Origin of the sequence: Loktanella sp. 3ANDIMAR09, assembly GCF_001420005.1 — a bacterium.
Taxonomy (GTDB): domain Bacteria; phylum Pseudomonadota; class Alphaproteobacteria; order Rhodobacterales; family Rhodobacteraceae; genus Loktanella.
This window is the reverse complement of record NZ_LJAK01000004.1, coordinates 144,595-157,842: the sequence shown is the minus strand read 5'-3', so window position 1 is coordinate 157,842 and position 13,248 is coordinate 144,595. Positions and strand designations below refer to the sequence as shown.

Below are 13,248 nucleotides of genomic sequence, written 5' to 3'. Positions count from 1 at the left end.
TTGCCTGCATAGACCGCTGCGCCTTTGCGCCGGTTGCGGGCCCTCATTGACAGATCAGATTACACGCGCAGGACAGAACATGACTGACAGCACTGCCGCGACGCCCGCGTCGCCTTCGAACCCACCGCCCGCTGCGGACCGACCGGGCATCTGGTCCCGGTTCCTGACCGCGACCGAGCTGGACACGCGGCTGATCGGCATGGTGGCCGCGCTGGCACTGATCTGGGTCGGTTTCCACATGTATGGGGCCATCGTGAACAACTTTGGTGCGTTTCTGACGCCGCGCAACCTGTGGAACCTCAGCGTGCAGACGTCGAGCATCGGGATCATGGCGACGGGCATGGTGCTGGTCATCATCACGCGCCACATCGATCTGTCGGTGGGGTCCATCCTGGGGTTCTGCGCCATCGTCATGGGCATGTTGCAGGTCTATATCCTGCCGCCGATCCTGGGGCTGGGCCATCCGCTGATCTGGATCATCGCGGTTCTGGCGGGCATCCTGTGCGGTGCGATCATTGGTGCATTCCAGGGGTCGCTGATTGCCTATGGTGCAATTCCTGCGTTCATCGTGACGCTGGGCGGTCTGTTGGTCTGGCGCGGTGCGGCCTTCCTGATTGCACGCGGCGAGACGATTTCACCTGTGGACAGCACCTTTGCCCTGCTGGGCGGCGGGCCTTACGGCGCGGTCGGTGCCACGGGCAGCTGGATCGTGGGTCTGGTCGTCTGTGGCGGCATCATCTTTGGCGTGCTGAACGGCCGCCGTCAGCGGACCAAGTTCCAGTTCAAGCAGCGCCCGGTCTGGGCCGACAGCTTCTTGGCATTGCTGGGATGCGGGGCGACGATCGGCGCGGTCATTTTGGTCAATTCATACTACTGGCCCCGTGGCATCGTGAACCAATGGGCGGCGGCCAATGATGTGGTCGTCCCGGAAACCGGCCTGCAGATCAGCTATGGTTTTGCGATTCCCGTGCTGATCCTGGCGGTTGTCGCGGTGGGCATGAATTTCCTGCTGACCCGCACGCGGTTCGGGCGCTACGTCTTTGCCATCGGTGGCAACCCCGAGGCGGCAGCCCTTGCCGGCATCGACACCAAATGGATGACGGTCAAGATTTTCGCGATCATGGGCGGTCTGGCGGGCCTCGCCTCTGTCGTGGCGTCGGCGCGTCTGAATTCCGCCACCAACGCACTGGGCACGCTGGACGAGCTCTACGTCATTGCCGCTGCCGTCATCGGTGGCACATCGCTTGCGGGCGGCGTCGGCACGATCTTTGGCGCGATCCTGGGCGCGCTGGTTATGCAGTCGCTGCAATCGGGCATGGTGCTGATCGGATTTGACGCCGGCATGCAGCAGGTCGTCGTGGGCTCCGTGCTGGTGCTGGCTGTGTTCCTCGACATTCTCTACCGTCGCAAATCAAAGTAAGGGTCTGACATGGCTGAGCAAACTACAATCGACCGCAGCGGGACCCCATTGGTCGAGATGCGCAATATATCGATCGCCTTTGGCGGTATTCAGGCTGTCGATAATGTCACCGTCGACCTCTATCCCGGCGAGGTCGTGGGCCTGCTGGGGCACAACGGCGCTGGCAAATCGACGCTGATCAAGATCCTGTCCGGCGCCTATGCCGCCGATAGCGGCGAAATCTACGTCAACGGCGAAAAGGCCGAGATCAACAACCCCCGTGATGCCCGGGCCTATAACATCGAAACCATCTATCAGACGCTGGCGCTTGCCGATAACCTGGATGCGGCAAGCAACCTGTTTCTGGGCCGCGAGCTGACCACCCGGGCCGGGATGCTGGACGATGCCCAGATGGAGGCCGAGGCTCGCAAGATCATGCACCGCCTGAACCCGAATTTCAAAAAATTCGCGGAACCGGTCAGCGCATTGTCGGGCGGTCAGCGTCAGTCCGTCGCCATCGCGCGGGCGGTTTATTTCGATGCGAAAATCCTGATCATGGACGAACCGACCGCAGCACTTGGTCCACAGGAAACCCAGATGGTGGCCGAGCTGGTGCAAGAGTTGAAGCGCCAGGGTCTGGGCATTTTCCTGATCAGCCACGACATCGCCGATGTCATGGAATTGTGCGACCGCGTGTCCGTGATGAAGAACGGACAGCTGGTCGGCACCGAAAAGGTCGAGGATGTGACCGACGATGACATCCTTGGCATGATCATTCTGGGCAAAAAACCGGGGCAGGCTGCGGCCTGATCCAGTGGCGTGACGACGTGGCACAGGCCGCGCGTCACGCCAACCTTGTGCTGCGGTGTCCAAACCAGGACTGTCGGGCACATGACAAACCTCTATTCCTATCGCCATGATCCACAGGTGCCGGTGTTCGACGACACCGACCCGGTTGCCGTGATGGACGCCACCTGTGCCGTCTGTAGCTGGGGGGCGCGGATGATCCACCGGATGGACCGCACGGGGCGCGTGCGCATCTGCCCGATCCAGACGCCGCTGGGGGCGGCCCTGCTGCGGCATTACGGGATGGACCCCGACGATCCGGTCAGCTGGCTGTATCTTGATGCCGGTGCAGCACACCGCGACATGGAAGGCGTGATACACGCCGCCCGCAGTTTTGGTGGATGGGGACGATTGGCTGGGGCGCTGCTGGTCCTTCCGCGTCCGCTGCGTGATTGGCTGTATCTGCGGCTGGCGCGCAATCGCTACGCGATCTTTGGACGTGATGATCTATGCGCGCTGCCTGATCCCGCGTATCAAAAAAGGCTGATGACATGACAATGCCGATCTTCAAACGGGTGCTTGGCGATGATTTCGCAAAACTCCCGTCCGAAATTCAGCGCACCCATCTGACAACCGATACCTCTCGGTGGCAGGGCCGCAGTGCGATTGACCAGGGGCCGGGGATCTGGCCGCGCCTCTTGTGCGCGTTGTTCCGGTTTCCGCCGGCGCAGGACGATATCGCCGTGACGGTGACAAAGACCGTGACCCCAAGGGGTGAAACCTGGGTCCGGCAATTCGGGCGTCACCGTTTTCAGTCGCATCTGTCAGTCCGCGACGGCGTGATGCACGAACGTTTTGGCCCGTTCACCTTTGCGATCGGGCTGACGGTTGCGGATGGCGCACTGCACTACCCGGTGCAGGCGGGGCGACTGGGGCCGATCCCGCTGCCACGGTGGTTGCTGCCGATTTCGGTCGCGCGTGAATACGTCGTGGATGGGCTGTTTCATTTTGACGTGGCCCTGCGCGCCCCGATCACCCGGCAGGCGATGGTGCGCTATCGCGGTCATTTGCAGCAGGCCTAGCCCATCCGTTCGCTGGTGTAGGACCCCGGCGAGGCTGGAAAGACCACCGTCTTGTTTCCGTTGATGAACACGCGGCCGTGCACATGGGCGTGGATCGCACGGGCCAGCACCTGTGCCTCTACATCCCGGCCAAGGCTGACGTAATCGTTGGCCGATTGCGCATGGGTCACGCGGATCGTGTCCTGTTCGATGATCGGACCCTCGTCCAGATCGGCGGTGACATAATGCGAGGTGGCCCCGATCAGTTTCACGCCACGCTCGAACGCCTGTTTGTAGGGGTTGGCCCCCTTGAAGCTGGGCAGGAACGAATGGTGAATGTTGATGATCCGCCCGGACATCTGTTTGCACATCTGGTCCGACAGGATCTGCATGTAGCGGGCCAGCACGATCAGGTCCGCGCCGGTGTCGTCAACCACCTGCATGATGCGGGCTTCGGCCTCGGGCTTGTTTTCCGCTGTGACCTTGATGCAGTGGAACGGGATGTCGTGGTTCACGACAACCTTTTGATAATCCATGTGGTTCGACACCACGGCTGCGATTTCGATGGGCAGGGCGCCGATCCGCCAGCGATACAGGAGATCGTTCAGGCAATGGCCGAACCGGCTGACCATGATCACGACCTTGGGCTTGATCGCCTCGTCAAAGAAATCGAACGTCATGTCGAAATCGGTCGCCAGCGCGCCAAAGGCCTGCGTCAGCGCGTCCAGCGTCTTGCCCTGTTCGGACTGGAAACTGACCCGCATGAAAAACATGCCGGTGTCTGCGTCGTCGAATTGCGCGGAGTCGGTGATGTTGCAACCGTGATCCGCCAGAAACACGGCAATCGCGGCGACGATGCCACGGCGGGATAGGCAGGTGACGCGCAGTGCAAAGGTATCCATCGGGGTCTCTTTTCGGTCGTTTTGTCGGTTGGCGCACTTCTTGGGCGGGTGGGGCGTGGCGTCAATGGGCGCTTTGCCACAGGACGCAAATTAGGCGACAAATCCGGCGCGCGTCGCGCAAAGGCGGCGCGTGATGCGCCGCCTGCGACCAATCTGCGGATCAGGCCGGGGTCGCCTGGCTGGGCTGGCGGGTCTGCCAATACCACAGGCGCCACAGTTCCAGCGCGGCCAGCGGGGCAAAGTGCACGATTGCGGCACCGGGGCTTTCCCAGTTGTGGATGCTGGCCCAATGCACCAGCGTCAGCACGGCGGCAGGATAGACCCAGCGTTGCAACGTCTTCCAGCGGCGGCCCAGGCGTCGCACCATCGCGTCGGTCGAGGTCAGCGCCAGCGGGACAAAGATGAGAAAGGCGATCCAGCCGGTCCAGATATAGAGCCGCGGCAATTCGGTAATCACCGTTGCGACGCTGGATGTGTCGATCAGGTAGAACGCCGTGTGAATGGCTGCGTAAAAGAATGATGCCACACCGAAATGGCGGCGGCTCTTGCGCAACCAGCGCGCGATGGGACGCCCCTTCAGCAACATCGCCAGCGGCGTCATCATCAGGGTGATGATCAGCAGCCGCGCGGCCCATTCGCCCGTGGGATGCACGAGGATATGGATCATGCGTGGATTGTCCGAGGTCAGACTGACGATGATCCACAGCACGGGTTGCAGGGCCAGCAAGGCCCAGAGCGGATAGGGGTTGAGGCGTTGCAGCATGGCATTGGTCCTGTCTTGATCATGAAAAAGGGCGGCACCATCAGGTGCCGCCCGGTTCAGGTTCAGCCGCGGTTGCGGCGTCCCAGGTCCAGCGTGCCGTCACCGTCACGGTCCAGCCGCTGGGTGAGCGCATCGAAACGGCTGTCCATTTCCTGCGCCGAAATCACGCCGTCGCCGTCCGCATCGAGGTTCTGGAACGCATCGACCATCCGTTCGCGGATGAATTCCGCGTAGAGCGTGTTGAACTCTTCCAGGGTCAGCGCGCCGTCGCCCGATGTATCGGCCTCGGTCACCTTGGCCGTGCGAAAGGCGTCGATTTCCGCCACGGTCAGTGTGCCGTCGCCATCGGTGTCGGCCTGCATGATGATCTGGCCCATGATGTTGCGGCCGCCGTCACGCCCGTTGTGGCCCTTGCGGCCTTCGCCGCGCTCACCGCGGGGGTGGCGTGCCTTGGTCGCGGTGTCGTCGGTCGGTGCGGTCTGGGTCACGGCCGCCTCGGGGGTGGCTGCCTCTTGGGCCGTTGCAACCATTGCACCGCTTGCAGCCAGTGCCACGGCGAGGAATGTCATCGGCAGAATGTTTGCGTTTTTCATCGTATGATCCTTTCAAGATCGGTTGGCAGAGGCGCGGCATGCGCCCCGATGACCGTGATCTAGCCGTTCATCGCCTGCGATGTGTGTCAGCGACAGCAGGGTTTTGTCGCCATGTGTCACAGGGGCGGGTCCTGATACATCTTGCGACAAAGTTCTGCGCCGCAGGGGCGCTGCCCACTGGATCGGCAGGGGCTGACCCCGCTATGACAGGGGGGCAACAAGTGGATTTCACCGATGACCGAGGCCGACGCCCCCCAGATCCTGATCGTGGATGATGCCCGCGACATCCGCGAACCGCTGGGTCAATACCTGCGCAAACAGGGATACCGCACACAGCTTGCCGCGAATGCAGGCGAGGCCCGTCGCACGCTGGACGAGGCGCGGATCGCGCTGGTGATCCTCGACATCATGATGCCGGGCGAAGACGGATTGAGCCTGTGCCGTTGGCTGGTCGAACACAAGGGACCGCCGATCATCCTGCTGACTGCGATGGCCGACGGCACTGACCAGATTGTCGGGCTGGAAATGGGGGCCGACGATTATGTCACCAAGCCGTTCAATCCGCGCGAACTGCTGGCGCGGATCAGGGCCGTGTTGCGCCGCGTGCCGGAACCGGCGGCCGTGGTTGCCAGTGACCGCAGGCGGTTCGGGGCCTGGGTGCATGATCCTGCCGCCCAGTCGCTGGTCCATGACGACGGGCGCGGGGTTGATCTGACCACGGGCGAGAGCCGCCTGATGGGGATTTTCCTCGATCACCCAGCGACCGTGCTCAGCCGGGCGCGTCTGTTGGATCTGACCGCCGGGCGCGACAGCAAGGCCTATGACCGCGCCATCGACAATGCCGTCAGCCGCCTGCGTCGCAAGATCGAGGATGATCCGGCACGCCCCGTGTTGATCGTGACCGAATGGGGCGGTGGATACCGTCTTGCGGCCGAAGTGACCCCGGCATGAGGCGGTTGTTTCCCGAGGGTCTTGCAGGGCGGTTCATGCTGCTGCTGGCGGCAGCCCTGATCGCCGCCAATGTCGCGGCGCTGATCCTGTTATCGGTGGACCGGGTGCAGGGCGACCGCGCCGCATTGGCCCAACGCGAAATCGAACGCGTGGTGTCGCTGGTGCCCGCCATCGAGGCCGTCGCCGCCGCCGAACGGATGCGGATCGCCGCCGAGGCATCGACCCGGTTTTCCCGCGTGACGGTCACGGCAGATGCGTTGGTCGGACCCGCTGCGGGCGGTCTGCCGCGTGTGCAGCGTTTGGTGCAATCCCTAGGGGATGTGCTGCCGGGCAGAGAAGTGAGGGCGTCACTGATCCCCGCACGCGGCGAGGACCGGGGCCGGTTGCGGATCGAGGCGCTGGCGATCTCGATCCAGTTGCGCGGGCCTGTGGGGCAATGGCTGAATGTCGCGACACGGCCATTGCCGCAGGACGGTCCGGGCTTTGACGATCGGCTGTTCTTTTTGTTGTTGAGCCTGTCGCTTGTGTCCACTCTTGGGGTCAGCTGGCTGTTTTTGCGGCGGTTGACCGGGCCGCTGACCCGCCTGACGGCCGCCACCCGCGCGGCCGGGCGCGGTGACCGCAGCGTTCGCGTGGTCGAAGGCGGCGCGCGCGAGCTGCGCGAGCTGGGTGCGGCGTTCAACGCCATGCAGGCAAGCATCGCGCAGTTCGATGCGGAACGGATGCGCACGATGGGGGCGGTGGGCCACGACCTGCGCACGCCGATCACCTCGTTGCGGATCAGGGCGGAAATGCTGGACAGCCCGGAGGCGGGTGCAATGATCCGCACGCTGGACGAAATGACGGTGATGGCCGATGGCCTTGTGGCCTTTGCCCGTGGCGCAGCCGAGGCCGAAGAGGTCAACCGCGTCGATCTGACTGCATTGGTGACACGGCTCTGCGCCGAACGGGGTGCGGTGATGACCAAAGCAGGGTCTGTCTGGGTGCAGGCACGGCCCGTGGCGCTGGGCCGGGCGCTGGGCAATCTGATCGACAACGCGGTCCGTTATGCCGGTCAGGCGCAGGTTGCTGTCAGCACCGCAGATGGCGCGGCGGTGGTCACGGTCAGCGACAGGGGTCCGGGGATCGATCCCACAAGGCTGGATGCGACGTTCGACCCCTTTGTGCGCGGTGACAACAGTCGCAACGCCGATACCGGCGGTGCGGGTCTGGGGCTGTCGATCGCCCGCAATATCGTCCTGTCGCATGGCGGCACGATCACGCTGGCCAACCGCGACGGCGGCGGTTTGCGCGCGCGTGTGACGTTACCGCGGGCCTAGCCGTCCAGCGCCGCCATCCCCTTGGCTGCGAACATCGGGACCATCTGACCGGCGCGGCGACCGGCCTCGGGGTTTGATGCATTGCCGTCCAGCGACCGGCGATAGACGCCCTGCAGGATCGCGGCCATCCGGAAAAAGCAGAATGCCACGTAAAACCCAAGGTGTGCGATCCCGTCGATGCCGCGCCGCGCGCAATAGGCCGCGACAAAATCCGCATCCGACGGCAGGCCAAGGGCTGCACGATCAACACCGTCCAGACCACGAGTATCCGGCCCTGTCGGCATCTGCCATTGCATCAACACTGCCGCGAGGTCGGCGTAAGGGTGGCCTGTCGTCGACAATTCCCAGTCCAGCACCGCGACACAGGCCGTCCCGTCCTGCGCGAACATCATGTTGTCGATCCGGTAGTCGCCATGCACCAGCCTGCGCTGGCCGTCGTCGGGGGGCAGGTGGCGCGCCATCGCCGCACTCAGCGCATCCATGTCGGGCAGACGGGACGTTTCGGAGGCTGCATATTGCTTGGTCCAGCGCGCGATCTGCCGTTCAAAGTAATTGCCAGGCGGACCAAAGTCGCCCAGCCCGACCGCGTCGATATCGACGTTGTGCAGGGCGGCCAGAACGCGGTTCCAGTCGTCCATCAGGGCGGCACGTTCCTGTATTGTCAGCCCGTCCAGCGTGGGTTCGTTGAAATTGCGCCCTTGCACATGGTCCATGACGTAGAAATCCGACCCGATCACCGATGGGTCCTGACACAGAAGATGCACGGGGACGACCGGCACATCCGTCCCCGCCAGTGCGCGCTGTACCCGAAATTCACGGTCAACCGCATGCGCCGATTTCAGCAGCGCGCCGGGCGGTTTGCGCCGCAGCACATATTTGCCAGCAGCCGTCGTCAGCAGAAACGTCGGGTTGGATTGGCCTACCTGAAATTTCTCTGCCGTGACCGGACCGGAAAACCCGGGCATATGCGCCGTCAGATAGCGTTCGACCGCAGCAAGGTCCAAGGTTTGGGTCTCTTTTGGCATGTGCTGTCCTGTCTGTTCGCTCTGTCCGAACAGCAAAGCGCAAAGCCCGCGCCCGTGCAATGCCGCAGCCCCGCTTGTCACGCGACGTGGCCCCGGTCATCGTGGCACGCATTGGCGAAAGGGGACATCATGGATCCACGGGACAAACTGGTGGTCGTCACCGGGGCCGCCGCAGGAATCGGACGGGCGCTGTGCATGGCATTTGCTCAGGCCGGTGCGCGACTGGTCTGTGTTGATCGTGACGGTGCAGGTGCTGCCGCAACGGCTGTGCTGGTGAACGGACAGGCCGCGACCGTGGACGTGGCCGACGAGGCGCAGGTCGCCGCCATGATCGACAGGATCGAGCGTGATACAGGACCCATCGACCTGTTCTGCTCGAACGCCGGTATCTTTGTGTCCGGCGGGGTCGAGGTGCCCGATGCCGACTGGCAGCGGATCTGGCAAGTCAACGTCATGGCGCATGTCTATGCCGCGCGTCATCTGGTACCGCGCATGATCGCGCGGGGCGGTGGTTATCTGCTGAACACCGCCTCTGCTGCCGGCCTTTTGAACCAGATCGGCGCGGCCCCCTACGGTGTGACGAAACATGCGGCTGTAGGACTGGCTGAATGGCTGGCGCTGACCCACGGCGACGACGGAATCAGGGTTTCTGTGCTGTGCCCGCAGGGGGTCGATACCGCCATGATCGCGGGTGGTGCGGGGGTTGCCGGGATCGATGGTGTCATACCGCCGCAGGCCGTTGCAGAGGCCTGCGTGCAGGGGGTGCGGGACGAGGTGTTCCTGATCCTGCCGCATCGCCAGGTCCGCGACTACATCCGGAACAAGGCCGATGACACCGATCGTTGGATCGGCGGCATGCGCAAGCTGAACCGCAGGTTTCGGAACGGTCAGTGATCCGTCGTCAGCCAGTGCCGCATCAGCGCGCTGTCAGGATCGCGCAAGTCCGCGATGACGGAAAAATGGTTATGATCAACGTCGATGTGCAGCGTGGTTGGCACATCCAGCCCGTCCCAGATCGCCGCCATCAGCCGCGATTGACGCAGGAATTCGGGCCTCTCACCGCCGCCGACCCAGCAGGTCAGGGGAATGGCGCGGGCCGGAGCTAGTAACGCGGGGCTTTCGGCCACGGCCTCGGCCTGGTCCAGGCACAGACGGTCATTCATTGCCGTGCGCAGCAGCGGGCGCAGGTCGAACAGCCCGCTGATCGCAGTGACATGCGCCACCCGGTCCAGCACGCGGCCAGAAAGTGGGGTGTCGGCGCAGATCATCCGGGTGGCCAGATGCCCGCCGGCGGAATGACCCGCCAGCCGGATGGGGCCGTCAACGCGCTGGGCCGCGGCGCTGATCGCCGCCCCGACTAGTGATGTGATTTCATTGATCCGTGCCTGCGGTGCCAGCGTGTAGCCCGGCAAACAGACGGCCCAACCGGCAGCGACCGCACCCGCGGCCAGATGCGTCCAGTCGGATTTGTCCGTTTGCAGCCAGTATCCGCCGTGGACAAAGACCGCGAGCCCGCGCGGCGTGCCCTTTGGCCAGACCAGATCATATCGCGCGCGCGGTGCTGCACCGTAGGGCAGATCGCGTTCGATCCGCACACCGCTGTCGCGAAAGGTCGCAGCGGCCATCGCCCATTGTGCCGGCAGGGTCTCGGACCCCGGAATATGGGCGCTGTTGGAAAAGGCATCGTCCCAGTCCCTGATCGGGTCCAGCATGGCGGGCTCCTGTTGTGGGGGATGCCCTGAGCCTAGCACCGCGCGGGACAGGAGCAATGCGGACTTTGCAGGTTGCGCGAAACCGGACATGCTGTCCCGAACCGGAGGAGGAGAAGCCGCGATGAAACCCAAGATCATCCTCGCGCCGCATTGGCGCGGCATGACCGAACTGTTCGACGCAGACAGCCTGTCGCGGCTACAGGCCTATGATGTGGTCTGGGGCAAGGATGGGCCGATCCCGCCGGATATGTATGACGTGGCCCTGTCCGATGCGGCAGTCATCATCACGACCGATCCGCGCATCGATCAGGCGACGCTGGACCGCGCACCGCACTTGCGGGCCGTGATCGAGGTGTCGGGCGAATTTCCCGCCACCATCGACTATGCGGCCTGTGATGCGGCTGGCATTCCCGTGCTCAGTTGTGCACCGGGGTTCAGGCAATCGGTTGCGGAAATGGGGCTGGCGATGGCGCTGGGTTCGGCACGGGGGCTGGTGGCGGAACACGAAAGGTTCCGCATCGGGACTGAAAACTGGCTGGACGACATGAACGGCCGCGACAGAACGCTGTTCGGGGCGCATATCGGGTTTGTCGGTTTTGGACAAATCGCACGGGCGCTTTGCCCCTTGCTGGCCCCCTTTGGGGTGACCATCCGGGCACATGATCCCTGGCTGCCAGAGGCGGTCGCACAGGATCATGGGGCCAGTTTGTGCGATCTTGATACGGTCATGGGCGCGTCTGACGTGGTGTTCGTCGTCGCGGTGCCAACATCGGAAAACCACAAATTGATCGGTGCGGACCAGCTGGCGCTGATGTCGCAGGGCGCGCGATTGGTCCTCCTGAGCCGGGCGCATCTGGTGGATTTCGACGCGCTGATGGTGGCATTGGTGGCAGGGCGCATTCAGGCGGCCATCGACGTGTTTCCAACCGAGCCGCTGGCCGTCGATCATCCGATCCGCAGCCTGCCCGGGGTGATCCTGTCACCCCATCGCGCAGCAGCTGTGCCGGGCGGGCGGCAGTTGATCGGGCGGCTGATACTGGATGATCTGGATCTGTTGTGCGCGGGCAAGGCACCGTGCCATCTGGCCCGCGCCGATGCGGCGCGCATGGCCAGTCTGACGGCGGTCAACACCGCGGCCTCGGTCGCGGATATGGCCGCCCGCAGGCAGGATTGATCACGCGTTGAAACTGTCCGCATAGGCCTCGCGCAGGATGTTTTTCTGCACCTTGCCCATGGTGTTGCGGGGCAGGGCATCCAGAATGACGATTCGCTTGGGCTGTTTGAACCGCGCCAAACTCGCACCAAGCTGCGCCATGATCGCACCCGGATCGATCGCGGCTCCCGTTGCTGGGACCAGTACGGCGACGACGCCCTCTCCGAAATCGGGGTGGGGTGCGCCGATGACAGCACTTTCCAGAACGCCGGGCTGTGCGTCCAGGACCGCCTCGACTTCCTTGGGGTAGATGTTGAACCCGCCAGAGATGATCAGGTCCTTGTTGCGCCCCACAATGCTGACATAGCCGTCGGCGTCGATCAGGCCGAGGTCCCCGGTGATGAAGAAACCGTCCGGGCGCAGTTCCTGGGCGGTTTTCTCGGGCATCTGCCAATACCCCTTGAACACGTTGGGGCCGCGCACCTCGATCTGGCCGATGGTGCCGGGGGCCAGCTCAGCCCCGGTGGCCGGGTCGGTAATCTTGACCTCAATCCCCGGCAGCGGCAGACCGACGGTGCCCGCCCGCCTGTCGCCGGCATAAGGGTTCGAGGTGTTCATGTTGGTTTCCGTCATCCCGTAGCGTTCAAGGATGCGGTGCCCGGTCCGTGCGACGAACCGGGCGTGCGTTTCTGCCAGCAGCGGTGCAGAGCCCGACACGAACAACCGCATGTTGGCGCAGAGGTCGGCATCAAACCGGTCCTCGTCCAGCAGGCGGGTATAGAACGTGGGCACCCCCATCAGCGCCGTGGCGCGGGGCAGATGGGCCATGATCTGGTCGGACTCGAATTTCGGCAGGAAAATCATCGCGCCACCGGCCAGCAACGTGATGTTGGTCGCCACGAACAGCCCATGCGTGTGAAAGATCGGCAGCGCATGCAGCAGCACGTCCTGCGCGGTGAACTGCCAGTAGTCGGTCAGCGTCCGCGCGTTGGACAGCAGGTTGTCCTGTGTCAGCATGGCCCCCTTGGACCGGCCTGTGGTGCCGGATGTATAGAGGAAGGCCGCCAGATCATCGCCGCTGCGCGGCACCGTGTCGAACTGATCGGGACAGCCGGCTGCAAGGTCCGCGAAACTGCCTGCCCCATGCGCGTCCAGGGTGTGCAGCACGGCACCATGCGATTGCGCGACAGGTCCCAGATCCGTTGACCGTTGCGGGCTGGCCAGTACCAGTTTCGCGCCTGCGTTGCCGATGAAATAATCCAGCTCTGCCGCCGTGTATCCAGTGTTCAACGGCAGGAAAATGACGCCTGTCTGCGCGCAGGCCGCATAGACGGCCAGCGCCTGAGGCGATTTGTCGATCTGCACGGCCAGCCGGTCCCCAGCGGCCAACCCCAGGTCACTGATCGCATGGGCAAATCGTGCGGCCATCCGCAGGAATGCGTCATGCGTGATCGTGTCTCCATCGGGCAGGTGCAGAAACGGGGTCTGCCGTCCGGCATGACAGCCAAAGAGCGCATCATAAAGCGGGTTCGTCATATCGGCCTGTCCTGCCTGGCTGCTACGGTCCGTCAGTGTCGCCACTTT

14 protein-coding genes are annotated in these 13,248 nt (G+C 63.9%); 8 read left to right on the top strand and 6 right to left on the bottom strand.

Annotation, left to right across the window (positions count from 1 at the left end; translation table 11 throughout):
• Positions 1-79 precede the first annotated feature (79 nt).
• The 4 genes from AN189_RS08060 to AN189_RS08045 all read left to right on the top strand — a co-directional run bounded on the left by AN189_RS08060 (position 80) and on the right by AN189_RS08045 (position 3,267).
• Positions 80-1,420 (top strand): sugar ABC transporter permease, encoded by a 1,341-nt coding sequence (locus tag AN189_RS08060; protein ID WP_083484319.1) that lies wholly within the window; start codon positions 80-82, stop codon positions 1,418-1,420.
• A gap of 9 nt (positions 1,421-1,429) precedes the next feature.
• Positions 1,430-2,209 carry an ATP-binding cassette domain-containing protein gene (locus AN189_RS08055; RefSeq protein WP_056033791.1) on the top strand — a complete coding sequence of 260 codons (780 nt, stop codon included), beginning with the start codon at positions 1,430-1,432 and terminating at the stop codon, positions 2,207-2,209.
• Between the two features lie 81 nt (positions 2,210-2,290).
• Entirely contained in the window at positions 2,291-2,740 is a 450-nt protein-coding gene (locus AN189_RS08050; RefSeq protein WP_056033788.1) for a thiol-disulfide oxidoreductase DCC family protein, read from the top strand.
• The gene (locus AN189_RS08045) at positions 2,737-3,267 is read left to right on the top strand and encodes a DUF4166 domain-containing protein (protein ID WP_083484318.1); all 531 of its coding nucleotides are present in this window, start codon (positions 2,737-2,739) and stop codon (positions 3,265-3,267) included. Before AN189_RS08050 ends, AN189_RS08045 begins: the two co-directional genes overlap by 4 nt.
• Here the strand turns inward: AN189_RS08045 and purU are convergent.
• The 3 genes from purU to AN189_RS08030 all read right to left on the bottom strand — a co-directional run bounded on the left by purU (position 3,264) and on the right by AN189_RS08030 (position 5,504).
• On the bottom strand, positions 3,264-4,148 hold the full coding sequence (gene purU / locus AN189_RS08040) for a formyltetrahydrofolate deformylase (RefSeq protein WP_056033783.1): 885 nt from the start codon (positions 4,146-4,148) through the stop codon (positions 3,264-3,266). The genes AN189_RS08045 and purU overlap by 4 nt on opposite strands.
• Positions 4,149-4,308: 160 nt before the next feature.
• On the bottom strand, positions 4,309-4,911 hold the full coding sequence (locus tag AN189_RS08035) for a sulfite oxidase heme-binding subunit YedZ (protein ID WP_056033780.1): 603 nt from the start codon (positions 4,909-4,911) through the stop codon (positions 4,309-4,311).
• 62 nt (positions 4,912-4,973) lie between these two features.
• On the bottom strand, positions 4,974-5,504 hold the full coding sequence (locus AN189_RS08030; RefSeq protein ID WP_056033777.1) for an EF-hand domain-containing protein: 531 nt from the start codon (positions 5,502-5,504) through the stop codon (positions 4,974-4,976).
• Positions 5,505-5,738: 234 nt separating this feature from the next.
• On the opposite strand from AN189_RS08030, the gene AN189_RS08025 reads away from it, so the two are divergent.
• Together AN189_RS08025 and AN189_RS08020 are read left to right on the top strand one after the other, a co-directional pair.
• Entirely contained in the window at positions 5,739-6,455 is a 717-nt protein-coding gene (locus AN189_RS08025) for a response regulator (protein WP_056033774.1), read from the top strand.
• On the top strand, positions 6,452-7,774 hold the full coding sequence (locus AN189_RS08020; RefSeq protein ID WP_056033772.1) for an ATP-binding protein: 1,323 nt from the start codon (positions 6,452-6,454) through the stop codon (positions 7,772-7,774). The genes AN189_RS08025 and AN189_RS08020 overlap by 4 nt, the downstream gene beginning before the upstream one ends.
• On the opposite strand, the gene AN189_RS08015 is transcribed toward AN189_RS08020, so the two are convergent.
• Complete coding sequence (locus AN189_RS08015; RefSeq protein WP_056034237.1) at positions 7,771-8,799, bottom strand: phosphotransferase family protein; 1,029 nt, start codon at positions 8,797-8,799, stop codon at positions 7,771-7,773. The two genes, AN189_RS08020 and AN189_RS08015, sit on opposite strands and share 4 nt — an antisense overlap.
• A 129-nt stretch (positions 8,800-8,928) precedes the next feature.
• Here AN189_RS08015 and AN189_RS08010 point away from each other — a divergent pair, with 129 nt between their 5' ends.
• Complete coding sequence (locus tag AN189_RS08010; protein ID WP_056033768.1) at positions 8,929-9,693, top strand: SDR family oxidoreductase; 765 nt, start codon at positions 8,929-8,931, stop codon at positions 9,691-9,693.
• Here AN189_RS08010 and AN189_RS08005 read toward each other — a convergent pair.
• On the bottom strand, positions 9,687-10,511 hold the full coding sequence (locus AN189_RS08005) for an alpha/beta hydrolase (RefSeq protein ID WP_157057426.1): 825 nt from the start codon (positions 10,509-10,511) through the stop codon (positions 9,687-9,689). The two genes, AN189_RS08010 and AN189_RS08005, sit on opposite strands and share 7 nt — an antisense overlap.
• 121 nt (positions 10,512-10,632) lie before the next feature.
• Here AN189_RS08005 and AN189_RS08000 point away from each other — a divergent pair, with 121 nt between their 5' ends.
• Positions 10,633-11,685 carry an NAD(P)-dependent oxidoreductase gene (locus AN189_RS08000; RefSeq protein ID WP_056033765.1) on the top strand — a complete coding sequence of 351 codons (1,053 nt, stop codon included), beginning with the start codon at positions 10,633-10,635 and terminating at the stop codon, positions 11,683-11,685.
• Here AN189_RS08000 and AN189_RS07995 read toward each other — a convergent pair whose 3' ends face one another.
• Positions 11,686-13,200, bottom strand: a complete 1,515-nt coding sequence (locus AN189_RS07995; RefSeq protein WP_056034231.1) for a malonyl-CoA synthase — start codon at positions 13,198-13,200, stop codon at positions 11,686-11,688.
• Positions 13,201-13,248 lie beyond the last annotated feature (48 nt).